Annotated in this window: 17 protein-coding genes and 7 pseudogenes; 11 read left to right on the top strand and 13 right to left on the bottom strand. The window is 68.8% G+C overall.

Annotation, left to right across the window (positions count from 1 at the left end; translation table 11 throughout):
• Positions 1-142 precede the first annotated feature (142 nt).
• A pseudogene (locus ACIQFZ_RS39325) lies at positions 143-517 on the bottom strand (ATP-binding protein); the annotation flags it as partial.
• A gap of 768 nt (positions 518-1,285) precedes the next feature.
• Between ACIQFZ_RS39325 and phoU the strand changes: the two are divergent.
• Positions 1,286-1,960, top strand: a complete 675-nt coding sequence (gene phoU / locus ACIQFZ_RS39320; protein ID WP_402693526.1) for a phosphate signaling complex protein PhoU — start codon at positions 1,286-1,288, stop codon at positions 1,958-1,960.
• A 306-nt stretch (positions 1,961-2,266) separates the two neighbouring features.
• On the opposite strand, the gene ACIQFZ_RS39315 is transcribed toward phoU, so the two are convergent.
• Entirely contained in the window at positions 2,267-2,596 is a 330-nt protein-coding gene (locus ACIQFZ_RS39315; protein ID WP_402693525.1) for a hypothetical protein, read from the bottom strand.
• Between the two features lie 25 nt (positions 2,597-2,621).
• Here ACIQFZ_RS39315 and ACIQFZ_RS39310 point away from each other — a divergent pair, with 25 nt between their 5' ends.
• Positions 2,622-3,761: a hypothetical protein gene (locus ACIQFZ_RS39310; RefSeq protein ID WP_402693524.1), complete on the top strand. Its 1,140-nt coding sequence runs from the start codon at positions 2,622-2,624 to the stop codon at positions 3,759-3,761.
• 428 nt (positions 3,762-4,189) lie between these two features.
• Here the strand turns inward: ACIQFZ_RS39310 and ACIQFZ_RS39305 are convergent, their stop codons facing one another.
• Positions 4,190-4,726: a hypothetical protein gene (locus ACIQFZ_RS39305; RefSeq protein ID WP_383134764.1), complete on the bottom strand. Its 537-nt coding sequence runs from the start codon at positions 4,724-4,726 to the stop codon at positions 4,190-4,192.
• A gap of 387 nt (positions 4,727-5,113) precedes the next feature.
• Positions 5,114-5,518 (bottom strand): STAS domain-containing protein, encoded by a 405-nt coding sequence (locus ACIQFZ_RS39300; RefSeq protein ID WP_402693523.1) that lies wholly within the window; start codon positions 5,516-5,518, stop codon positions 5,114-5,116.
• A 661-nt stretch (positions 5,519-6,179) separates the two neighbouring features.
• Between ACIQFZ_RS39300 and ACIQFZ_RS39295 the strand changes: the two genes are divergently transcribed.
• Entirely contained in the window at positions 6,180-6,383 is a 204-nt protein-coding gene (locus ACIQFZ_RS39295) for a cold-shock protein (RefSeq protein ID WP_402693522.1), read from the top strand.
• A gap of 385 nt (positions 6,384-6,768) precedes the next feature.
• Here the strand turns inward: ACIQFZ_RS39295 and ACIQFZ_RS39290 are convergent.
• The 3 genes and pseudogenes from ACIQFZ_RS39290 to ACIQFZ_RS39280 form a co-directional block, all read right to left on the bottom strand.
• Positions 6,769-7,132 (bottom strand): annotated as a pseudogene (locus ACIQFZ_RS39290) (phosphate signaling complex PhoU family protein); the annotation flags it as partial.
• A gap of 111 nt (positions 7,133-7,243) precedes the next feature.
• Complete coding sequence (locus tag ACIQFZ_RS39285; protein WP_402693521.1) at positions 7,244-8,119, bottom strand: DUF6328 family protein; 876 nt, start codon at positions 8,117-8,119, stop codon at positions 7,244-7,246.
• Positions 8,120-8,212: 93 nt separating this feature from the next.
• Positions 8,213-8,413, bottom strand: a complete 201-nt coding sequence (locus ACIQFZ_RS39280; protein WP_365437305.1) for a hypothetical protein — start codon at positions 8,411-8,413, stop codon at positions 8,213-8,215.
• 713 nt (positions 8,414-9,126) lie between these two features.
• Here ACIQFZ_RS39280 and ACIQFZ_RS39275 point away from each other — a divergent pair.
• The 3 genes from ACIQFZ_RS39275 (at position 9,127) to ACIQFZ_RS39265 (ending at position 11,957) form a co-directional block, all read left to right on the top strand.
• Positions 9,127-9,444: a hypothetical protein gene (locus tag ACIQFZ_RS39275; RefSeq protein WP_365779617.1), complete on the top strand. Its 318-nt coding sequence runs from the start codon at positions 9,127-9,129 to the stop codon at positions 9,442-9,444.
• A 766-nt stretch (positions 9,445-10,210) separates the two neighbouring features.
• A complete protein-coding gene (locus ACIQFZ_RS39270; protein WP_402693520.1) occupies positions 10,211-11,173 on the top strand; it encodes an aminoglycoside phosphotransferase family protein in 963 nt (320 codons plus the stop codon).
• Between the two features lie 181 nt (positions 11,174-11,354).
• Entirely contained in the window at positions 11,355-11,957 is a 603-nt protein-coding gene (locus tag ACIQFZ_RS39265) for a hypothetical protein (RefSeq protein ID WP_402693519.1), read from the top strand.
• Between the two features lie 301 nt (positions 11,958-12,258).
• Here the strand turns inward: ACIQFZ_RS39265 and ACIQFZ_RS39260 are convergent, their stop codons facing one another.
• The gene (locus tag ACIQFZ_RS39260; RefSeq protein ID WP_402693518.1) at positions 12,259-13,203 is read right to left on the bottom strand and encodes an SDR family NAD(P)-dependent oxidoreductase; all 945 of its coding nucleotides are present in this window, start codon (positions 13,201-13,203) and stop codon (positions 12,259-12,261) included.
• Between the two features lie 303 nt (positions 13,204-13,506).
• Here ACIQFZ_RS39260 and ACIQFZ_RS39255 point away from each other — a divergent pair.
• A pseudogene (locus tag ACIQFZ_RS39255) lies at positions 13,507-13,845 on the top strand (hypothetical protein); the annotation flags it as partial.
• Here ACIQFZ_RS39255 and ACIQFZ_RS39250 read toward each other — a convergent pair.
• From ACIQFZ_RS39250 to ACIQFZ_RS39240, 3 genes and pseudogenes are all read right to left on the bottom strand, one after another.
• Positions 13,818-14,054, bottom strand: a pseudogene (locus ACIQFZ_RS39250) (transposase); the annotation flags it as partial. The pseudogenes ACIQFZ_RS39255 and ACIQFZ_RS39250 sit on opposite strands and share 28 nt — an antisense overlap.
• Positions 14,047-14,943: pseudogene (locus ACIQFZ_RS39245) on the bottom strand (transposase); the annotation flags it as partial. The pseudogenes ACIQFZ_RS39245 and ACIQFZ_RS39250, both read right to left, overlap by 8 nt.
• 124 nt (positions 14,944-15,067) lie before the next feature.
• Entirely contained in the window at positions 15,068-15,202 is a 135-nt protein-coding gene (locus ACIQFZ_RS39240; protein WP_365431855.1) for a hypothetical protein, read from the bottom strand.
• A 193-nt stretch (positions 15,203-15,395) separates the two neighbouring features.
• Here ACIQFZ_RS39240 and ACIQFZ_RS39235 point away from each other — a divergent pair.
• A pseudogene (locus tag ACIQFZ_RS39235) lies at positions 15,396-15,476 on the top strand (helix-turn-helix domain-containing protein); the annotation flags it as partial.
• Between the two features lie 176 nt (positions 15,477-15,652).
• On the opposite strand, the gene ACIQFZ_RS39230 reads toward ACIQFZ_RS39235, so the two are convergent.
• The gene (locus tag ACIQFZ_RS39230) at positions 15,653-17,974 is read right to left on the bottom strand and encodes a discoidin domain-containing protein (protein WP_402693517.1); all 2,322 of its coding nucleotides are present in this window, start codon (positions 17,972-17,974) and stop codon (positions 15,653-15,655) included.
• 567 nt (positions 17,975-18,541) lie between these two features.
• Here ACIQFZ_RS39230 and ACIQFZ_RS39225 point away from each other — a divergent pair.
• The 3 genes from ACIQFZ_RS39225 (at position 18,542) to ACIQFZ_RS39215 (ending at position 21,046) form a co-directional block, all read left to right on the top strand.
• Positions 18,542-19,084: a MarR family winged helix-turn-helix transcriptional regulator gene (locus ACIQFZ_RS39225; RefSeq protein WP_402693516.1), complete on the top strand. Its 543-nt coding sequence runs from the start codon at positions 18,542-18,544 to the stop codon at positions 19,082-19,084.
• 246 nt (positions 19,085-19,330) lie between these two features.
• A complete protein-coding gene (locus tag ACIQFZ_RS39220) occupies positions 19,331-20,530 on the top strand; it encodes a phosphatidylserine/phosphatidylglycerophosphate/cardiolipin synthase family protein (protein ID WP_402693515.1) in 1,200 nt (399 codons plus the stop codon).
• A gap of 144 nt (positions 20,531-20,674) precedes the next feature.
• Positions 20,675-21,046 carry a hypothetical protein gene (locus ACIQFZ_RS39215; RefSeq protein WP_402693514.1) on the top strand — a complete coding sequence of 124 codons (372 nt, stop codon included), beginning with the start codon at positions 20,675-20,677 and terminating at the stop codon, positions 21,044-21,046.
• A 377-nt stretch (positions 21,047-21,423) separates the two neighbouring features.
• Here the strand turns inward: ACIQFZ_RS39215 and ACIQFZ_RS39210 are convergent.
• Positions 21,424-21,520 (bottom strand): annotated as a pseudogene (locus tag ACIQFZ_RS39210) (IS5/IS1182 family transposase); the annotation flags it as partial.

Below are 21,520 nucleotides of genomic sequence, written 5' to 3'. Positions count from 1 at the left end.
CACGTCAGCCACACCCGCCTGATCAGGCGTGGACGGGTCTGCGGTCGACGCCGGCACCGTCATGGTCGGGGTGGGTCGGGTCGCGGGCGCAGACTGGAGTGGGCCAAGGCCTGACGCGACCTCGGGGATCGGTCGGTCGCAGCTGGCCGGCGGTTCTGCCCGCGGGGCCGTCGGCCAGGGGGATGGTCACGGTGATGCGCTTGCCGACCGGTTCACGGCAGGCCGTGAAGCCCTCGCTGACGGCCAGGACGATCTCCAGTCCGTGCTGGCCGACCCGGCCGGGATCGGCTGCTCGAGCGGTCGGCAGCGTCGGCTCGCTGTCCCAGACGGTGATGTCGACCGCGCCACCGGTGGCTTCCAGGGTCAGCATGCATGGGCCGGATGCGTATTTGCGGGCGTTGGTCACCAGCTCGCTGACGACCAGTTGCACCATGCCCATAATCTGGCCGGAGACGGGAAGGGCAGACGGCTGCGGCCTATGGGCGCGGCAAGGGTTGCTTCGGGCGAGCGCCAGCACGTTCACGCCCTGCGGTAGGTCACCCACACCGCCAACGGTCTCACCGTCGACCGCGGCGCAACGTCCATACCGGTTCGGCGAGTCGATCACAGTGCGGGAGCTGTCCCGAGCCGGATTGAGCTGTTCGGAGGGCCCACAGTCCGCAGCTGGTGTGCCGTGACCGGCCGCGGGCCGATCGGTGAGCAGGATGTGGCCGGACGGGCGGCCTGGTCGACCAGCAACCCCGGATGCGCCTGAGGGCTCGCCCGTCCGACCGCACCGCTGGGGCCGACCGCACCGGCTCCCAGCGGTCCAGCAGCTCGGTGCCCATGTCGTGCCTGCGTCAAGGAGAGTCTGATCAGACCTAATCCCAGGCCGGCGCTCTCCCTCCCCCTCCCCCACTCTCGATGCGCTGGGGCGCCCAGCACTGCGCGGAAGCGGCCGCCGACGCGCAAGGACCCCGGCAGCAGAGTCAGCTGGAGCCAGTCCCGGATGCAGACGCCCTGCGCAGCGGCTGCCCACCACCCCCGCAGCCGCTGCGCATCGTGTCCGGGGCCGGTCAGTGGCCCAGGCGGCAGGTGTTCCAGCCCCGTTTTTCTGGCCAGGTCCTGGCGGGCTGCTTCACCCCTCCTGGTGTGGAGCGCCTCGGTTGGCGCCGCCCTGGTGCTCAGCGTCTCCCCGCTTGGACTCGCGGATGGCGAAGTTGGCCGGCTGGCCCGTCGCAGGAGGTGTGCAAGTCTGACAGTCGGCGGAAGCTGGGGAACGAGCGGCGGCGCGGGGAGGCACGCGATGCGAGAGCACTACCGCGAAGAACTGGAATCGATCACTGACGGCCTTGTGGAGATGGCGAACCTGGTCGGCTCGGCCATCGGCCGAGCCACCACCGCTCTCCTCGATGCCGATCTGCACCTTGCCGAGAACGTGATCTCAGGCGATGAGAAGGTCGACGATCTGCAGCGCGACCTGGAGGACCGGGCGATCACGCTGCTGGCACGGCAGCAGCCGGTCGCTACGGACCTGCGGATCGTGGTCACCTCACTGCGCATGAGCGCCGATCTGGAGCGGTCGGGGGATCTGGCTCGACACGTGGCCAAGCTGGCCCGGCTGCGCTATCCCGAACGCGTGATTCCGCGCGACCTGCGCCGCACGATCCTGGAGATGGGCCAGCTCGCGCAGCGCCTGATGGCCCAGGCCGCCGAGGTACTCATCAGCCACGACGTCGACGCGGCACTCCAGTTGGAGAAGGACGACGACCGCATGGACGAGCTGCACCGCGCGATCTTCCAGCGCCTCATGGACGACCGGTGGCACCACGGCGTCGAGACGGCCGTGGATGCCACGCTCGTCGGCCGCTACTACGAACGCTTCGCCGACCATGCCGTGGCGGTGGCCCAACGTGTGGTCTACCTCGTCACCGGCGAGTATGCGGACGACCTGCTCACCGACCCGCCCCCGGCCACCTGACCCCGCCCTACGGTCAACCGCGACGCTCACAGTAGCCAACCAAGACGCCCGGTGCGTAGAGCCGGCCGCCCGTATCTGGCAGGCAGAGGAATCGTTAAGCAGGCCATCGCGTGCATAAAGATCCGCCTCGCGGATACGCGAACACGGTGAGGACCCGAACCAACTCCCTCCCAGTTCGGGCCCTCACCCATGTCAGCCACACCCGCCTCATGGGACTTGCCGAGTCACAGAAACTCGGTTCATTCCGGCGCATGCCAGGCCGCAGAGACGACGCCTTACGGAGGAATACGCATGCTGCCCATCGGATCACTGGACAACCTGCTGAGCGCCATTGGTGAGCAGGCCACCCGCAGCCTGCGCGCCATCGCTCCGCACGGTGGGATGGGCCATGCCCAGCGCAATGCCGCGCAGGCCTCCGCAGCGGCCCGCACGCAGCGACTCGAGCGCGATGCAGTGGCCACCTGGCTGGCCGAGCACGTCGCCGCTGATCAGGCGACGGTTGTACCACTCCCCGACGCTGGTAGTACCAGGTGACTGGCTCACCAGGCGATCTTCGACAACCTTCCGCAGGATGGGTTCCGGTTGCCCGGCCGGAGCGAAGGACGGCGGGCGCTTTTCGTCGTGCGCGGCAGCCATACCGCCCGGAGCTCAGGAGCAGAACATGGCAGCGAAGACGGATGTGCTGATACCGGCACTGGAAGACGCCCGTGACGCCCATGCCGCGGTCGTCGACCGGTTTTGGACGGGTGCGACCCTCACCCCGCCGGGCACCGACCGGCAACGGCTCGAAAGTCAGGCGAGCGAGGCGCAGTACTACCTCGGGCGCATCGACGCCCGGATGCGCGAAATGCGCCCGCCCCGTGGGCCGCTGTCGGCCGCCGGGCAGCTGATGCGGATGGTGACCCGCGGCGCCGTGCGAGTGAGCGTACTTCCGCTTCAGGCCGGGGTGTCGGCCGTGACGGAGATCGTGCGCGGTAAGAGGCCGGCCGATGAGCACCGGCTGCTGAGGGCCGCCGAGGACGAGTACACGGCCGCAGCCCGGGCACTGGCGACCTGCCAAGCAGGCAAGGACATCGCCGAACGGCTCAACGACCAGGAGAGTGCCGAGCTGCTTGCCATACTCGGGCGGCAGGGTGAAGTGCTGCTGGAGACCGGCGAGGAGAACCTCGCCCGACGGGCCAGGGCCGTGGCTGCGGCGGCGGCCGAAGGTCCCCGCCCGCCGCAGGGAGAAGCCGCCGAAGGCCGCAGCCTGCTGCAGGCGATCACGAGCCAGGTGCGGGCGGCCACGGCCCAGCTGCAGGCGCTACCCCAAAGGGCCACCGGACGCATGAGGGGCCCGGGCGGAGGAGCCTGGCGGGAGATGACCGCCGCCACCCGTGTGGCCGAGAAAGTGCAGGGCGCGATGGCCCGCGAGGAGGCCCTGCCCGTCCCCGGCTACAGCCGGCTCGGCGTCACGGAGATCCAGCAGCGCCTGCGCGGCCTGTCCCAGACGGAGTTGACGGTGATCGAGGGCTACGAACGCGCACACGCCGGCCGCTCCGGGGTACTGAACACCATCCGGCACCTCAGCGCAGCCGAGCCCTGGGCCGGCTACGACGCGATGAACCCCGAACGCATCAAGATGCACCTGCCCGACGTACCCGACGACGTCGTCCGGCAGGTCCTGGAGTACGAGCGGCGCCATCGCCAGCGCGACACGCTGATCAACGCGGCCGAGGCCGTACTCCAGACGACGCCCGAGGCCACCCACAGAACGGAAGCGGACGCCCTGCGCGCGGTCACCCGCGACAAGGAGCCGTGAGCCGACTACGACGCCATGGACCCGGACGAGAGCGCTACTACGCCACCGCCCTGTCGCCTCCCGCTGTGCCCCCGCGCCGACTCGCCCGGCTCGGAGCGCGAAGGCCCCGCCGACGCGCAACAAGACACTGGGGCGCCCGACCCCCCGCCGCGCCGACCTCCAGCCCAGCCCGCCCCACTTCCCTTTTCCCTGTTCTGGGATCGGCTGCGAGAGGTGCATAGGGGGATGTCGGGCTCCCGACCACAGCCAGGCAGGCATGGTGACCCGCTGATACGCCGCCCAAGGCGCGGCCGCGCGCGGACAGTTGTCGGACGGGTTGTCGGCGGGGATGTGGGCCTGGTTGGGGGCGGTGTGCGGGCGACCGGTGTGCAGTTCGATGGTCACGCGGCGGCCCCATCCTGCCGGGCGGGGCCGCTGCGGGAATGGGATCAGGATGAACCAGCCGGGGGCTCCTCCGATTCCTCGGCAGCGGTCCCGGCCTCCTCAGCCGCGGGGGTAGCCTCTGCTTCCTCGGCGGCGGCTTCAGCTTCCTCAGCCGCAGGGGTTTCCTCTGCAGCTTCAGCCGGAGGCTGTGCCGCTTCCTCGGCAGCGGTCCCGACCTCCTTGGGTGCGGGAGGCTCCTGCTCGATGTCGCTCATGTGTTCACCTCCCCTTCCCTGGCCGCGCAGGATGGCTGTGGCACCTCCGATGGCCAGAGCGACGGGCCAGTCGAGAGCACCGGCCACCGCGAGCGCGCCCAGGCCGCCGTAGAAGAGAAGATCCCTGGCCGGCAGCCTTGATGTCATCGCCTGCGTGTTGGCCACCACGTCCCCCGGCGTGAGGTAGGGGATGTGGACCGGCGCGTGCACATCCAGGCTGTGGATGTGCAGCTTCCCGTCCGTGGCGGGTTGCTGTGCTACTGACTTGGTGCTCGGACGGGCGCGGGCCGCCGCCGTTTTCCGTGTTGTGGTGGCTGCGCTGGGCATAGCCACCTCCTCGATGGATCCGAGTGCGGTTTCGCACTTTCATTGTGGCGCGCATACGCCAGGGGGACAGTTTCAAAGCTTCGTGCGATTGCCAGCCTCATCACGGTGACGCTGGCCGACGCAAGCCGCTGCGTGATCGTACGGTCCCCAAGACCCCGATGGCGTCCGGGCGAGCCGAACGCCGTGGCCGGCTGCTCACCGATCCTTGGAGTTGTTCACCGTGCTCCGCCAGGGTGCTGCCGCTACGTGGGTTTGGAGACGTTCACACGGGCCGCCGGCCCTCGTCCTCCGACTATTCCTCGGCGGCGGGGCGTGAGCGGGCACCGGGCAGTGCCGCACACCGCCGACATGATGCGCCGCGTCGCTGCGCCGTGCCCGTTGCTCTGCTCAGCCGCACGTGCCGGGCCAGTGCGCCAGGCCGTCAGCCGTCGGTGCCTGGCACGTCGCATCCTGTGGCGAGTCGTAGAACTCGTACGCGTCGCCCAGGCCGCCGTGTTGAAAGACCTTGAGCATCCGGGCGGAGGGGCACGTGATCCGCAGCGATCCCTCGTACTGCCGGATGAGCCTGGTGACCGCTACGACCGTGCCGAGCCCCATCGAGTCGAGGAACGGCACGAAGGACAGGTCCAGGACGAAGTGCCGGTGCCCGTCACCAAGCAGCGCGATCGCTGCTTCACGGATCCTGGAATGAGTACGGACATCTACCTCGCCGTCGACCTCAACAACGGTCCAGCCGTTCACCTGGTCGCAACTGACGGCGATGTCCTCGGTGCGGACGATGGTCGTTCGCATGGCCAACCCTCGCGGCTTGGGACGGCACAAGGAACCCCCAGCGACGCGTTGCGAGGCTGCCCGGGTGCGTGGTGCTGCCTGCAGATGCCGCCTGCTTCCATCCAACGCACCCGTCCCCTGATCGCAAGCCGGGACGGGCCTGCGTCAACCGCGACGGTTGCGCAGGCCCGACCACAGGGCACCCGCCACCCCGACCACGACGGCCAGGGACCCCCACCACCAACCCGACCACCGCAGGCCAGCGCGTAGCGCAGCCCAACCGGCCGAAGATTGCGCAGCACCCGGCACCGCTGCGCATCAGCCCCGCCGCTCACACCCGAGGATCCCATTCGCGATCCCAGCAGCCGTGGCGGCGGCCGCGGTGGAGACGCGCTTACCGATACCGCGACCGCCGTCATCGGCGTGAGCGGTGACAGGGGCGCCAAAGGCCCGACCATGGGCCCGACCGCAACAGGCCCCAAACACCTTCAACCTCAGGAACCCCAGGCTCCCACCGGCACCCCTGGCGTACTTCCGGCGCTTGGGCCGCTCGTGCGCGTGTGTCCCGGCCGGGGAGACCAGGCGGCACGGGGTAGAACGGCTGATGGCTCTATCCGTTACGGGAGCCGGAGCATGCCCGTGATCAAGGGCTGTTCCCGGGCATGAACGAAGGAATAGCAGTATGGCCAGCGGCACCGTGAAGTGGTTCAACTCCGAAAAGGGTTACGGCTTCATCACCCAGGACAACAAAGGCCCGGACGTCTTCGCCCACTACTCCGAAATCCCGGGCGGCGGCTACCGAGAGCTGACCGAAGGCGAGCACGTCACCTTCGACATCGTCCAGGGCCAGAAGGGCCCACAGGCACAAAACATTGTCCGAGGCTGACTACGCACGGTGATGCAAGGCGGGTTGCCGGAACAGGCAACCCGCCTCTTTAGTGCGGCGAGACTACGCGACGTCCGGGTCCGGCCCCGGACGTGCCAGCGCCACCGGGCAGGAGACCGGGACACCAACCGGTGGGGCAAGCTGCCCTGCTGAAGAGCCTGTTGTGCCGGCGCACCTGACGGGGCCGGCCTGAGGGCGTGCCGCGATGCCATCTGGTGGCAGCCACCGTAGTCTGGCGGTGTCGCCTCACCCGCGGCTGCCCTGACTGGAGCCGCGGACCCACATGTCCGCATCCTTCACTTCCGGCTGGCTGGCTGCTTGTCTCCCCCAGGCGCCAGCATCCGTGTCAGGGCAGTCCGCATCCAAGGGCTCCTGCTCGTTGCTTGAGCACCTCGGCGGCCTGCGCCATCAGGCGCTGCGCGAGCTGGCCCATCTCCAGGATCGTGCGGCGCAGGTCGCGCGGAATCGCGCGTTCGGGGTAGCGCAGCCGGGCCAGCTTGGCCACGTGTCGAGCGAGATCTCCCGACCGCTCCAGATCGGCGCTCATGCGCAGTGAGGTGACCACGATCCGCAGGTCCGTAGCGACCGGCTGCTGCCGCGCCAGCAGCGTGATCGCCCGGTCCTCCAGGTCGCGCTGCAGATCGTCGACCTTCTCATCGCCTGAGATCACGTTCTCGGCAAGCTGTGGATCGGCATCGAGGAGTGCGGTGGTCGGCTCGGCCGAGGGCCGAGCCGACCAGGTTCGCCATCTCCACAAGGCCGTCACTGATCGCATCCAGCTCCTCGTGGTAGGCCTCTCACATCGCGCCCCTCCCCGCCCGGTTTGGAGCGTTTGTCGTACGCGTCACGGGAATTCCGGCTTACCTGCGTCGGATGGTCCAGGGCAGCAGGAACCACAGGCTGGCGAAGATCGCTGTGGTGGCGGTCGTGATGACGATGGCTGCCGTGCGGCCGAGTACGACGTCCATCAGCAGGAGAACGGCGCCATTGAGCGCCAGCGTCAGGAAGAGCAGGCCGATTTGCGCGTACCGGGCAGAGAGGGTGACGATGCGCGACTTCACGCCGCGGTGGAACAGGCCGCGGTGCAGGGCGACGGGGGTGGCGAGAACCGCGGAGGTGACAACGATGAGCAGCAGCGTGACGACATAGGTGTTGCGCTGGAAAGCGTCGAGCTGCGGGAAACGGCTGGTGAACGCCAGTCCCAGGAGGAAGGCGAAGAGGATCTGTACGCCGGTCTGGAGGACGCGCAGTTCCTGAAGGAGCTCCACGAGGTTACGGTCGGCTCGCTCCTCTGGTGTTTCGGAGCGGGGTGCCGGCGGCTGCTGTCCTGGCTCGTGCGACATGATCTTCACTGTCCGCTCGGCTGCAGGATCAGGCCAGAACCGGCGGAGCATGTGTCGGCTGTCGGCGTGGACGCCGTGTGGTCCAAGACCCGCCGGTAAGGCCCCACGACCGCCTCCGCCGCTGATATAGGAACGATGATCGCCGTCTTCGTCGCGCCTGCCAGCCTGTCCACGCTCATACTCAACACCCGGGAAGGTTCGCACACGCGACCTCGATCGCCCCTTGGCCAGTCGGTCCGCTTCAGCAGACATCGGCCCGTCGTCCTGCGCAACTGTCACCAAAAGCCGCAGCAGATCATGCACCTTGTCCAGGGTCAGGGCCAGCCGCTGCGGCGTCTGCTGCACCGCATCGAAGTCGAGTGTCCGAAGGGCGAAGAGGTCGTAGTCATCCACGGCCGGGGCCACGCACCCGCCCTGGCAACGGTCACGCACCAGGGGAGTGAAAGACTCGGCACATGGAGCCTCAGCCCGCCGAACACTGACCCGCTACGGCCAGCTGGCCAGCGTCTGGCCCGTCTCCTCGTCGACCAGCGTGATCTTCGCGCCGTGCAGATTGCCGTACTCGCCGACCCAACCGGAGAACTTCCAACGCGCCGTCGCCTCACTGGCCCACCAGCCCTGCAGCACGATCCGAACGCCGACGGTCAGGGTGAGGTAGTAGCGCTGTGGCTCATCGCTGAGTCTCATCGCACCAGCCCTCCTGATCGGTGTAGACCCGCAGCGGCGAGTTCGGTCAGCACCTCCCCCAGGTCAGCCAGGATCCCCTCCAGGGTCATCGACATGCCGCAGGACGGCCACCACACGGCGAGGGTGATCGCGGCACAGGCCCACCCGGAGCGGCCGCGGCCGGTGTCGATAACCCGGGTAGTCAGGCAGGGCGCACCGCAGAGCGAGCACGGCCCCACCTGGCGGCGGCCGGTCCGGGCCATCGGACAGGCCAGCGCTGGCTCAAGCCCGCCGGGCTCGACGCCGTGGTCCGTCAGCAGTGGCACGACGAGCTCCGGGACCTCCACTGGCCTTGGGTGACTGAACGCTGGTCACCGTTGTCGTAGATCAACAACCCGCGCGCACTGATCGCGGTGTCCGCTGTCTTTCGGAGGCCATCGCCGGCGTGGGTGCCGGCTCAGGCGAGCACGCCTGCGGGGCGTGCAGGATGCCGACTGCAGCACCAGCAGCCCGTACACCACTGACAACAACCCCTGGCAACGGCGGAGAAGGCGGCCAGGTAAAGGTAGCCGCGGCCCGCCAAGCTCTCGCCCGGGGCCCGTTGACATCCTCACCCTCGAGGAATAGGACAAAAAGCGTAAAGCACTCAAAGGTGTGTTCGTGCGGACCCTGGTGGCTACCAGGCGACGGACACCAGACTCCTTGACTGTGCGACGCAGGAAGGAGGTGAAGACATGGACGACACCGAACAGGCACCTCAGGGACCCGAGGCGACCCCGACCGAAGGCGAGCAGCCGACGGCCGAGGCGGCGGAAGCCACGGAAGCGGAAGCACCCGCAGGCGGCGAGACCTCAGAACCCGAAGCAACCCCGACCGAAGGCGAGCAGCCGACGGCCGAAGCAGCGGAAGCCACGGAAGCAGAAGCACCCGCAGGCGGCGAGACCTCAGAACCCGAAGCGACCCCCACCGAAGGCGAACCCGCAGCCGAAGCGGGAACGGAGGAGGCGGAGGCGCCGACGGCTGAGGGTGAGGAGTCGTCCGAGGGTGAGTAAAGTGATCCCCCCCTTGCGAGGCGTTCACCGTCACCAACAATGACGGATGGTGCCCTTTCCAGCGGCTGGAGAAGCATGCGTCAGCGGCGCCTTTCTCCAGCCGCGGTTTCTTCGCTCGCTTGGACGCCCGCGTTCAGCACCGGGGTTGCGGACAGCCCGCCGGCCCCTGGGCGGCAGGATGGCGCCATGCTCGACAGTCGCGTGACATGAGTATGTGGGCCAAGGGAGTGATGGTGGCGACGGCCCCATTGCCGCCGGCCTTGATCGCGCGTTGGACGAACTGTGGAACCGCGTGGTGACGGTGCCGTGCGTCGCGGCCGCCCGCTCGGGGCTTCCTGTGCTCCAGCCGTCCGAGCCGGATGGCCCGGACGCCGTCGTCCGTCGCACAGGCGGGTGGGTCGGACCGTGATGGTCATGTGCTCAACGGTGACCGTTGCCGCCGCTGTGGCGCTGGCCGTTGCGGGCCGGCTCGCCTGAGACCTGGAGACGTCCGTGGCCCGGTGGACGCAGCCGATTGAGGTGAGCATGAACAGCGCTGAAGGACCAGGGACGACTGCGGCGAAAGGCGCACACGGCGCCTGTCTGCTGCGCGAACAACTCGTGGAGGCGATTGCTTCCATTCGCTCGCAGTCACCGATGCACGGTCCGGCCGGTGACGGCGTGGGAGACCGCCCGATCACGTCAGACGGCTACAAGACCTGACGACGGCGGCCTCCCGGTCCTGGCCGAGAGAGTCCCAGAACGACTCAAGTCGAGGATCAGAATCATGCCAGCGAACTCACAGGAAATACCCGCCAGCGGGGAGCACAGCAGCCTGCCGCAGCACACCGGCAGACACCGGATTGCGTGGGACGCGGTCCCGCACGACGTCGCGGCTGGCATCGAGCGGCAGCTCGGGGCAGAGGTTACTGAGGCAGTCGGGCAACCCGGCGGGTTCTCCGAGGGCTTTGCCTCGATGTTGACCCTGGCCGACGGCCGCCGCGTGTTCGTCAAGGCAGCCAGTTCGGAACATGCGCCCGCAGTCGCCGACTTCCACCGCCGGGAGATCGCCATCACCCGGCAACTCGACACTCCGTGGACGCCGAGGCTGCTGGACGCCTACGACGACGGCACCTGGGTCGCTGGTGTCTACGAAGAGATCCAAGGCCGACTGCCCACGCAGCCATGGCGTCCCGATGAGCTCGACCGAGCCCTTGCCACGCTCGTCGAGCTGACCGACGCCCTCACCCCACCACCGGTCGACCACGCGCTGCTACGCGAACCTCGGCTCGGCGGATGGCAGGCGCTCGCCGCAGGCGGCGGCGAACCCGTCGAGCGCCTGCGAACGATGGACCCGTGGGCGGTCGACCACCTAGAGGACATCGCCAACCTGGAGACACAGGCCCCGCATGCGCTGGCCGGCGACACCCTGCAGCACGGCGACCTCTATCCGTTCAACATCATGCTGAACGACGAGCGCGTCTTCGTTGTCGACTGGCCACACGCCTGGATCGGTGCCCCGCACTGCGACGCCGTGACCCTGTTGTCGAGCGCTTCACTCAGTGGCGTGGACCCGCAGAAACTCGCCGAGCGCCACCCTCTCACCCGCGCGGCGGACAAGGAACAGATCGACGTCACGCTCGCCGCGCATGCCGGCTTCCTACTCCGGATCGCCACCTCCGTCGGCCCGGAGGCAGACCAAAACCTGGTGGCAATGATGACCGCTCTGGGGCTGGCCTCCGTGCGCTGACTGCGGAATCGGCTTTGAGACCGCACAAGCACCGCGACGGGCTGCGACCTCGCGGTGAACCCGCCGCTCGCCCTCGCCGCGGTGACGACGGCGATCGACGACTCATCCAGCAGGCCGTCCCTCCCACCGCTGGGACACCGTGACTAGCGGCAGTTGGCCAGGCGTCCTTAAGATCCCCGGCATGCCGCGCCTTCGTTCTCTCCTGCTGATCCTGTCCGCAGCGTTCGCCTTCGGTGTCGCCGCCGCGCTGTTGAAGGGCACCGAGGCTGGGGTCCGCCAGGTGTACGGGAACATGTCGGCGCCGTGGCTGCTGCTCGCGTTCCTGCCCGCGAGTCGGGCCCGCGGCGTTCTGCGTGGGATGGCGGTCGGGACCATCGCGACCCTGATCGGCCTGACGGGTTTCTACCTGGCCTACGGACTCATCTCCGGCCTCGGTGACCACGGCGTGCTCGGGGACTTGCGACTGGAGTTCATGGGGAACCTCTACTGGTTCGAGCGGGGCCTGATCAGCGGGCCGGTGATGGGCGCTCTCGGTGCGTGGTCGGCCCGGCGACACTACGTGACACCGTTGCCGGTCACCGGGCTGTTGTTCGTGTTGGAGCCACTCGCCGTGCTGGCGATGGTCAGCCTTCCGGCGCTCAATCGCGCGCTGTTCAACTGGGGTGACCAGCCCGTCGTGCCGTATCTGGTCGAGGCGGTGCTGGGCGTGGCGCTTTGCGCCCTCGGTGTAGTGCAGTTGCGTAGCACCACGGCCGCGAGCACCGCACCAAAGCTTGCTGATTGAAGCCGTACCGCGCGGAAGCCGCCGGGTGTACGGGATGGAAGTTGCTCGGCCTCGTCGCCCATGGCCGCGGTCAGGCTACTGACTGACGGGGCTTGGCGGCGAAGACACTGCCTCGGAGCTGCACGTACACCCGAACGACTTGATCGTGGCCTCCACGGCCACCTGGTCCTTGATCGTCCTCACAAACGCTCATGGTCACGGTGGCCGTTCCCGTACCCGCCCCGACGACCTGCACGAACGCATGTGACTGAACGCCACAGTCGACCAACCTGAGCACGCTTGTTGGTCAGCGCGCCTGGGGCTATCCGGGGATGGTGTCGAGGCCGACGCCGGTCAGGTCACGGCTGGCGTCCCACAACCGCGCCGCTACGGAGGTGCCGGTGAGGTGGTTCCACGCCCGTTCACGTTGGGGCTTGCCGCGCAGGCTGAAGACACGCGGTCCCCACAGCTGCCCTCCGCGCACGGTGGGGTCCAGCACCGCTCGGACCGCGGGCCATGCGCCGGCGTGCTTGCCCTGGAGAAGGAGGGCGGCTGGTGCACCGCAGAGCCGCGCACCAGCGGTCCGTACATGGACTGGCGGCCGTGACGGGGTCAGGGAGTCCAGCGCGCCGCCAGGATGGACCACCACGCTTGCCACCGTGCTGTCGACGGCGCGCAGGCGGCGGTCGAGTTCGAGGCCGAAGTACATCTGCGCCAGCTTGGAGCGTCCGTAGGTGCGCTTGGGCCGGTAGTCCTTCCGGGACTGCAGGTCGTCGAGGTCGAGCCGCTCGGACTTCGCCGCGAAGCTGCCCATGGTCACGATGCGGGCCGCCGGTGCGGCCGACAGCAGCGGCATCAGCCAGTGGGTCAGCGCGAAGTGCCCGAGGTGGTTCGTGCCGAACATGAGCTCGTGCCCGTCCCCGGTCTCCCGGCGCGGCGGGGCGTCGAGCGCGACGCCGGCGTTGTGGACCACCGCGTCGAGGTATTCCACTGATTCCACCGCTGTTCTGAGCGACGAGAGGTCGGCGAGGTCCAGCCGTACGGCCCGCACCCGCGCGCCAGGGACACGCGAGCGGATCGAGGACGTGGCGACTTCGGCCTTCGCGGGATTCCGGCTGCCCAGTACGACAGTGGCTCCGGTTGCGGACAACTGCTCGGCGACGAAGTACCCGATGCCGGCGTTGCCGCCGGTGACCAGGAAGACGCTGCCATCGGCACGCGGCAGCTGTTGAACATCCCAGGGCGGGGTGGAGGACGTGGACGACATGGCGGCGGGGCTCCCTTGCTGTTGAAGGCGGCTGCGGCTGCCCTGCAGGACCGCTCGACACCCACGGTTCCAGCGGCCCCCGACACATCGCCTACGGATCACCGACAGCCTCGCCGGACGGCCGACATCCTGCCGACGCGGTGCTGGCCCGTCGCGTCAGCGATCAAGACTTACAGCTGCCGTGGCAGTTAGAAGCTGTTGTCTTTCCGGGCTTGAGGACGGCGTTTTCGCTGGTCGGGCATAGGGGCGGCGACCTGGTGGGAGTGGTGGCCTGTCGTGTCGTCGTTCCCGTGGAGGTCGTGGATGCCGTCGGTGGTGGGGTTGCTGGAACAGCACGAGCTGGCTGCCCGTCGTCGTGTGGACGAGCTGAGGGAGGAAGCCGACCGCATCCAGGCCGAGCTGGCCACGGCCGAGCAGGAATGGCAGGAGTGGGCGATCGCCCGCAGGCGGGTCGATACGGTGCTGGCCCCGGACCGCGGCAACACCACCGAGGCGGAGGTCACCGGGGATCTGCGGGACGCGGACACGCGGCCGGCGGCCGGGGATGCGGCGAAGCCGAAGTCGCAGGTGCCGGTGTGGCATGAGGGGCTGGCCTGGTCGGTGCTGTCGGTGGACTACCAGCGCATCCTCACCGCGCTCGCACAGTGCTCGACGAGGCTGCCGGTGTAGCCGCCATCAGCCCAGACCAGGTTGAGGCGGTGGTGGGCGTCGGCGACCTGCCGCAGCAGGGCCTGGCCGGCGGTGCGGTCGCCGATGTCTGCGGTGGTGACCATGACGCCCAGCAGCAGGCCGAGGGTGTCGACCACGACGTGCCGCTTGCGCCCGTTGACCAGTTTGCCGCCGTCGAAGCCGCGGCCCGTGGATCAGGGGGAGTTCGCCGCAGTGGTCGAGCCAGGGGCCACGGGCCTGTAGCCGGGGGTGCATCCGGTCCCAAGCGAGGACCTCGGCCCGGCCGTAGCGGGTGGTGTCGCAGATTGTGGTGGCGTCCGGGGTGTGCCAGGAGTCCGACTTGGCGAAGGTGAGGACGCCGCCGTGCTTGCGCGGCTGTCCGCCGCGCGGGGTGGAGCGGCGCGGGCCGGTGTCGCGGAGCATGACCCGGTCCGAGCGCAGCCGGCCGACCAGCTCGACGGGCAGGTCGGCTAGGACGTAGGCGAGGCGGGTGACGTCGTAGCCTGTGTCCATCACGACGAGGATGTCCGCATCCCCCGGCCGCCACTGCCCCGCCTGCACGAGCCGGGTGGCCACCTCGCGCAGCTGGGCGGCGGTCACCGCGGTGGCGTCGTCGGCCGGTCCCAGCCGGACCGCGTCCAGCATGGCCGTCCAGGAGGTGCGCCCCGTCTCCAGCGCGGCGACGAAGGAGTAGGGCCAGCCGGGGATGAACTGATCCGCGCTGCGGCCACGCCCGTAGACGTGGCAGAACAGCAGCTCCGGGCTGGTCGGGGCGTCGGGTCGCAGCCAGTTGCTCACATCCACCGCGAGCACGATCCGCCCGTCGGCCGCCCGCGGCAGCGGCGTGGAGGCCAGCAGCCGGCGCAGACGGCGCGGCTCCAGCCAACCATTGTTCAATGCGGCGTACATGGCCCCGTGTCCGCGGCGGTGCTCGGCGGCCAAGGTCAGCTCGACCAGCGACCTCACTGGACCGTCCGCGCACAGCACCGCGTCGGTGAGCTCGAAGAGCGCATCCGCGCGGGTGTAGAGGCAGTCGTAGAACTCAACTCGCAAGCGGGACAACACGCCCATCGCCTCGACTGTGGGGACTTCAACGGGAAGACTCACGTTCAACGGCCGTCCTTCCATGCTCCGTTACTCGACATATCGAAGCGTGGAGGACGGCCGTGTCACATGCCTCCAAAAGCGGAACACCTCAGCAGGTCAGGTGACGCGCGGGGTTAAAAATCACGCTAAGGCAGCAGACCGGCTTGCCGCCGATCACGCAGCAGCCGCACGGCATCTGGCCGAACTGGCGGCTCTCGCCGCCAACAACATCGCGGCTGGCCACTTCACCGCTGTACTGCCGGCGGAAGCCCTGGCGGAGGAAGCACCACTCGAACCCGATCGGCTCGACGGACGCCGCTTGGCCACGGCCTGCTTGTGGGCGGCAGCGATCGTGACCGCCTCATTCGTTGTGCTGTCGCCCTTGGGGGCACCCGTGGAACTGCTCGTGCCGCTGGCCGTGGTGGCATTAGTGCAGGGTGCGGGACATCGCCCGCCGCCTGAGCCGCTCTCCGTCGACGGTCTCGCGGGAGCTACGGCGCAACGCGGTACCGCGTTCGTCGGCACCCAGGCCTGCCACCTCACGCAGGCCATCGGCCAGAGCGCAGGCCCCCACGGTGCTCTGACAGGACGGTGCGTCGGCGATCCCGTGATCCCGTTGCACGTACACGGGACCGCCCCTGCACGAGCCGGTACCGAGCCCCGCTCCGTACGCCGCACCCAGACCCGGAAGCACCTACGCGGGGTCGGGCTCCGGGCTCATGGATCGAACCTCCAGGCGCCACAGCGAGTAGCCGTAGTTGGATGTCCGCTTGATGCCTTGCATCCGCACGTACCGGGCAGTCACCGGGTCGAGGGTGAGATCGTCCACGCGGGCGCCGGCCGGCTTGTCCCGAACCGAAGCCACCGTCTTCCAGTCAGCGGCGTCGTCGGATACCTGGATGTCGTAATCACGACCGGAGGCCGTCTCCCAGTCGAGCAGGACACGCCGGACGGTCTGCGGGGAACCGAGGTCGACCTGGATCCATTCACCGTCGCGGTAGGCGCTGGCCCACCGGGTCGTGCCGTCGCCGTCCGTGGCGTTCTCCGGTCCCAGACTCACCACTTCGGATGAGGACGCCGTCGTCGGCCGGTGCAGCGCCAGGTCGGGGACCTCGAAGACACGCATGCTCCACAGGGCGTACCCGTTCTGCTTGTTGCCCGCATGCGTGCCGACGAGACGTACCTGCCGTGCCGTGACCGGCTCGAACGCGAGAGTGTCCACTCCTGCGGCTTCACGGCCGGTACGGCTCGCGACGGTGGTCCAGTTCTCACCGTCCCGTGACACCTGGACCTCGTAGTCCCGCCCGTAAGCGGGCGCCCAGTCCAACTCGACCTTGCTGATCGCGACCGCCTTGCCGAGGTTGACCCGCAGCCATGCCTCGTCTCCCGGACCGCTGGCCCATTGGGTGGTGCGCACCCCGTCGAAGGCCGCGGCCGCCGTACCGGCGGAGGCAGTCGCTTCCTTGCCCAGGCTCACCTCTCCCGACGCCGACGCGGCGAGTGTCGTCGCAACCTTCGTCAGCCCGGTGCCCACGTCGAGCTTGCGGACCGTGTCGAGGAAGGCGCTGTACGGCACGCCGGCCTTGGCCCCGCTCCACATCTTCTGCGCCAGCGTGCCGAATGTGGGCTCGACCAGCCTGTGCACGTCCAGTTCAGAGTAATTGTCCAGGGTCAGGTCGTTCCACACCGCCGACATGGCTCCGAGCAACTGCGGGTCGCCGGGGGCCACGCTCTGCCCGTCAGGGAAGACGTTCGGCTCCCACTGGTCGTAGAGGTACTTCCCGTCCAGCCCGTGGCCGTGGTAGTAGTTCGCGAACGGGACGATGTAGAGCAGGGCGTCGTTGGTGTTGATGAAGGAATAACCGTCTCGCTTGAGCGCCTGCGGTCCGTGCCAGCCGTTGTTCCAGCTGTTCATGGTCACGTCGCGGTCGTAACCCTCGCTGTTGGCCGCCATGACCGACAGGCTGCCCCAGGCCCGCGGATGCTTGCCGAGCGCGCGGATGTGGGCGGCCATCTCGTTGAAGTAGACCTTGTAGCGGGGTTTGTCCACCGTGTACTCGTCGGCACCGAAGTGCACGTCGGGGCTACGGAACCAGGGCGTGAACTCGTCGAACACCGACTTCATGAACGCGGTGGTCTCCGGCTTGGACAGATCGAGGTGGTCGGAATCGCCGTTGTTGAGGCCGAGCGACGGGCGGAACCGTATGAACGCCAGCGAGTGGGCGGGCGCGTCGAACTCGGGGATGATCGTGACGCCGTTCGCGGCGGCGGTGTCCTCGAAGGACTCCCAGTCCGCGCGGTCATACGCCCCGTCCTTGGAAGCCAGCCCGGCCAGCTCGGGATTGTCGGTCTTGAGCCGGAAGCCGGCCTCAACCTCACTCCAAGGCCTGCCGCGCGGGAAACCGTTGTCGTTGAGGTGAAGCTGCAGCTCGTTGAGCTTGAACCAGCCCATCACCCGCAGGTAGTCGCGGATGTAGTCGGCGGTGAAGAACCGCCGCCCGACGTCCAGCATGAACCCGCGGACCTTGTAGTTGGGCCAGTCCACGGCCGTACCCACGGGGACGGAGTCGCGACGGTCGTCGAGCAGCAGGATCTGCAGGAGGCTGCGGGTGCCGTAATAGACACCCTTCTCAGTCGGCGCGGCGATCGTCACGTTGCGATCGGTGACCGTGAGGGTGTAGCCCTCCTCGGCGTACCGCGTGCCACCCGCCGTGTCGGCGAGGGAGGGATCGATCGACAGGACGATGTCGCCGTCCTGTGGGATCCGGGGGGACACGTCCAGCTTGTGCCCCGTCACCTGTGCGATGTCGGTGGAGAGTTGCGCGCCCTGGTCGTCGAGTTCGTCGACCTGCTTCTTGGCCAGCACGATCCGGCTGTGCTTGCGCAGTTCGAACGAGCCCGTTCCGCCCTCCCACTGCTGAAGAGCGGGCACCACGGCCGGCCGCGGGTTGAGATCGGTCTTCGCGGGGCCGGGTCCCGGTGCGGCCACCGCGGACGGCACTGCCAGGAGGAACACGGATATCCCGAGCGCCACCCCTCTGATCAGTCGAGCTGCATGTCCATTCATGCGCACTCCAACCTACTTTCGAGCGGGATTGAACAACATATACCCGAGGTTCGCCAGGAGGTGTAGACCACTGCGCTGTCGGCATGGGGATGGGCGGCCTTGACGGCGGCGAGGCCCACGTCCAGGCCGATGACACTTTTTCAGCTTGATCAGCCGGTCGGCGAGGCACAGCGAGCCCCGCGGTCCGGCACCAGGTCGAACCACTGCCGGTCGGCCGCGGGCAGCCCGCGCACCGTTACCCCGCCCTCGGCGCCGCCGCGAGCGACCACGCGGCCGTTCGCGTGGATGGAGACTGCATGCGCACCAGGTGCCTTCCGGGCGACCCTGTACGAGCCGTCGTCGCCGACCGTGACCGTGGCTTCGGTGAACGGGATGCGCTGGGCGGCGGGTGCGGAGGCGGGTGCGGAATCTGCGGAGGCCGCGGGAGCGGTGCGGCCAAGGCGGTGAATGCAAGCGCCGGGGTGAGCACAGCGACGAAGGGGAAAGCCCCTTGGGGCTTCGGGGAGGGTGCGCAGGGTGTGGGGGAACTGGCGGGCCGGCATGCGCGCCTGCCTGGAATGGGCCGGCCTCGGCGAAGGGCAACGCAAGCGCGAATTCCGTGCGTACATACGCAATGTCGCTGAAGCCCGCTACGTCATCCGCCGCATCCTGCGCATCGCCGAGGACCGCGCCAAGGAACACGGCCTGGAGCCCCTGACCCATCAGGCCCTGCTCCAGGTCTACGGAACCGACGGGGACATCACCGTCGGCCGGCTGGCCGCGCGCCTCGACATCGCCGCCGCCTTCGCCTCACGCCTCATGCGGCGTCTCGACGAGATGGGTCTCGTCACCCGTACCCCGTCCGAGACCGACAGGCGCGTCACCATCGTGACCGCGACCAAGGACGGCGCCGAGAAGCTCTCGGCCATCGATGACGACATGCACCGCCACGGCGCCCTACTCCACCACGAACTCAGCGCCGACGAACGGCACATGGCCCTCTCGGTCTTCGCCTTCTACGTGGGCCTCGACCCTCCGAGGCCGGTCGCCCGAGCCATCCGCGCCGGGGCCGGTCACTGAGACGCCCGAGGCGGAGGAACTGCAGCGGATCGAGCAACTCCTCTCCACATACGGCGAGTTCGCGACGAGGCAGCACTTCACCAGCTCACCTGCCACGAAACCTCGCTACTTTGCCGGTACACGTGATCATTCGCGTGCCGGAGGCCTCGGGTTGACGATGCCGTCACCTGGCGTGCAGGCGGACTCAGAAACATCCGCTCCTGACCGCTCCGCTCGGGAGTGGCTGCACCACACAGGAGACACCCCATGCGTCGATCACGTTCCGTTGCCATAGCCGGCCTCGCGGCCCTGGCCGCCACGGTGTGCGCACAGGCAGTGGTCGCCCCCACCGCGCAGGCCGCCCTCGGCGAGCCCGCCCGCAGCGCCTGCCGCAACGCCGCCGACGTGCCGGTCAGAACCGACGCGGTCTTCAACGACCCGGTCGCCGGCACCCCGACGGCGGTCGTCGAGCGTATCTGCTCGCTGATCAAGCAGACCCCGGCCGGCGCGTCGATCGAGATCGCCGAGTTCGTCGTCTCGGGCGACGCGGGCTCCGACTACGCCGCGGCACTGCTCGACGCCCACCGGCGCGGCGTCGAGGTCCGCATGGTCATCGACGGCTACCAGATCAACAACCCCGCCGCAGCCAAACTCATCGACACCCTCGGCACCGACAAGTCGGCGTCGTCCTGGGTCCACGTCTGCAGTCACCCGAGCCCCGAGGGCAACACGACCTCCTGCCAGGGCACCAAGGGAATGCACAACAAGTTCTCGCTGTTCTCGTCGGTCGGCGGGCGGCGCGACGTCGTCGTCCAGGCGTCGAACAACATCACCGACGTCAACTCGACCAGTTACTGGAACAACCTGGTCGTCCTGCCCGACAACCACAAGCTGTTCGCCGGATACGGCCGCTACTTCGACGACCTCGCCGCCGAGGTGCAAAACCCCGACTACGACACCACCGTCACCGGGGGGATGCAGGGCGGCAAGGTGACCGCCCAGTTCTACCCGGTCGCCGACCGCGACCCGATCGCCGAACGCCTTGCCAAGGTCGGCTGCAGGAAAGACGGCCGCACCCGCGTGGAGATCGGCCAGTCCGAGTGGGACGCCACCCGGCTCACGATCGTCGACGAACTCGCCGAACTCGTGACGGCCGGATGCCAGGTGCGCGTCGTGCACGGCATCGCCGACCCGGAGGTCACGGCGGCGCTGGACACGGCCGGCGTCCCGCGCAGGGTGCTCGACGGCAGCACGAAAGCCGGGCGCATCCACTCCAAGTACATAGTGGTCACCGACCCGACCGGCCCCGGCGCCCATCGGGGCTGGGTAATGACAGGCAGTCACAACTTCAACGCCACCTCTCTGCAGCGCAACGACGAAGCGATGGTCGAGCTGTCCCAGCCCGACGTGGTCGAGGCGTACGCCGCCAACTTCGCCCGAGTGTGGGAGGTCGGGGCAGAAGGCTGAGCCGCCTCGCCCCGGCGAAGCGTCGCCGGCCCCGACTCGACCGCACACGGAACCGACGGAGACATCGCGCTCAACCCGACGTCCCCGGCTGCGAAGCGGCTGCATCTCGCCCACCTGGCGGTCGCTTCCGAGGTCGTGTGCGAGATGCAGCGCCTGACTGCGGAGATCGCCGACCGGGCCGGCCGCGCCGGGGCCGGGTACCCGGAGCTGGGCGAGGCGGCGGGCGGCATCTCCCGCCAGGCCGCCCGCAAGCGGTGGCCCGACGCCGTGGGCACCCAGTGGAATCTGTACACGCTCACCGGGACCGAGCACCCGCACGGAGCGGGCGTCGCGCTGTTCCGCAGCAGGGAGAAGGCCATCGGCCGTGGCCAGTACGCGGTCCAGCAAGGACAGGCCACGGCCGGCGGCACCATCGCCGCCGCGGTTGCCGACTCCACCCGAACCGTCGTATGGCGATCCACTTCGACCACAACGCCTACGCCGCCGTCGAACGGCCCCTCCCCGAGGACCTGCTGACCGTCCCGGCGGCGGGCAGCCGGAACACGCCGACTGGCTCCACTCCTGGGCACGGCACGTGAACGCCATCAGCTGACCGGCACCGCCGCCCGGCGGAAGGAAGAACGAGGGCTCGGGCCAAGTGCGGTCCGAGCCCTCGCCCGTTCAATCTGCGCGATCAGGGCACGACGGCCGGCTGACCCATCTCCAGGTCCAGGGCCGATACGGGGCAGCGTTCAACAGTCCTCAGCCCGATCTCGCACTGCGTACCGCAGGATCAAATGGCGACCGCGATGGGGCATCCATAACCAGCACTGGCGCATGGGCGATGGCGAGCTCCAGCGTCCATCGGATAGCTAGCGAGGGGACTCGTGCCTTTAGACCGTCCGGCAAATGGATCACTTGAGGCGTCGGGTGGTGGGGCGGCCGTCCCAGCGGTAGCGGCTCGTTGCTCGGCGGATCAGCATACGGAGGGTGACGAGGGCGGCGGCGAGG

This window comes from Streptomyces sp. NPDC093064 (genome assembly GCF_044754605.1).
Taxonomy (GTDB): domain Bacteria; phylum Actinomycetota; class Actinomycetes; order Streptomycetales; family Streptomycetaceae; genus Streptomyces.
The sequence above is the reverse complement of the archived record's forward strand: the minus strand, read 5'-3'. Positions and strand labels throughout refer to the sequence as shown.

Bases quoted from the DNA above. Each gene is read 5' to 3' on its own strand.
- ACIQFZ_RS39310 (WP_402693524.1), top strand. From the start codon at position 2,622: ATGGCAGCGAAGACGGATGTGCTGATACCGGCACTGGAAGACGCCCGT.
- ACIQFZ_RS39215 (WP_402693514.1), top strand. From the start codon at position 20,675: ATGCAGCGCCTGACTGCGGAGATCGCCGACCGGGCCGGCCGCGCCGGG.
- phoU (WP_402693526.1), top strand. From the start codon at position 1,286: ATGCGAGAGCACTACCGCGAAGAACTGGAATCGATCACTGACGGCCTT.
- ACIQFZ_RS39280 (WP_365437305.1), bottom strand. From the start codon at position 8,413: ATGAGACTCAGCGATGAGCCACAGCGCTACTACCTCACCCTGACCGTC.
- ACIQFZ_RS39220 (WP_402693515.1), top strand. From the start codon at position 19,331: ATGCGTCGATCACGTTCCGTTGCCATAGCCGGCCTCGCGGCCCTGGCC.
- ACIQFZ_RS39270 (WP_402693520.1), top strand. From the start codon at position 10,211: ATGCCAGCGAACTCACAGGAAATACCCGCCAGCGGGGAGCACAGCAGC.
- ACIQFZ_RS39295 (WP_402693522.1), top strand. From the start codon at position 6,180: ATGGCCAGCGGCACCGTGAAGTGGTTCAACTCCGAAAAGGGTTACGGC.
- ACIQFZ_RS39265 (WP_402693519.1), top strand. From the start codon at position 11,355: ATGCCGCGCCTTCGTTCTCTCCTGCTGATCCTGTCCGCAGCGTTCGCC.
- ACIQFZ_RS39300 (WP_402693523.1), bottom strand. From the start codon at position 5,518: ATGCGAACGACCATCGTCCGCACCGAGGACATCGCCGTCAGTTGCGAC.
- ACIQFZ_RS39305 (WP_383134764.1), bottom strand. From the start codon at position 4,726: ATGCCCAGCGCAGCCACCACAACACGGAAAACGGCGGCGGCCCGCGCC.
- ACIQFZ_RS39275 (WP_365779617.1), top strand. From the start codon at position 9,127: ATGGACGACACCGAACAGGCACCTCAGGGACCCGAGGCGACCCCGACC.
- ACIQFZ_RS39260 (WP_402693518.1), bottom strand. From the start codon at position 13,203: ATGTCGTCCACGTCCTCCACCCCGCCCTGGGATGTTCAACAGCTGCCG.
- ACIQFZ_RS39315 (WP_402693525.1), bottom strand. From the start codon at position 2,596: ATGGCTGCCGCGCACGACGAAAAGCGCCCGCCGTCCTTCGCTCCGGCC.